The 312-nt window shown below is 56.7% G+C and carries 1 pseudogene; it reads right to left on the bottom strand.

Annotated elements, in window-relative coordinates:
• Positions 1–312: pseudogene (locus tag HMPREF2697_RS10595) on the bottom strand (hypothetical protein); the annotation flags it as partial.

Genomic DNA, 312 nt, shown 5'->3' with positions numbered 1-312 from the left:
GTACGTCTGCCTCAATGAGCGCCTCAACAAGTGCAAGCGAATCCGCAAGCACAAGTGCATCCATGAGCGCCTCAACAAGTGCGAGTGAATCCGCAAGTACCAGTGCTTCCATGAGTGCATCAACAAGTGCGAGCGAGTCAGCAAGTACGTCCGCGTCCATGAGTGCGTCAACCAGCGCCAGTGAGTCAGCCAGCACGTCCGCATCGCAAAGCGCCTCAACCAGCGCCAGCGAATCAGCAAGTACGTCTGCCTCCATGAGCGCCTCAACAAGTGCGAGTGAGTCAGCAAGTACATCAGCCTCCATGAGTGCCT

It is taken from the genome of Streptococcus sp. HMSC064D12, from assembly GCF_001837205.1.
Taxonomy (GTDB): domain Bacteria; phylum Bacillota; class Bacilli; order Lactobacillales; family Streptococcaceae; genus Streptococcus; species Streptococcus salivarius_D.
The sequence above is the reverse complement of the archived record's forward strand: the minus strand, read 5'-3'. Positions and strand labels throughout refer to the sequence as shown.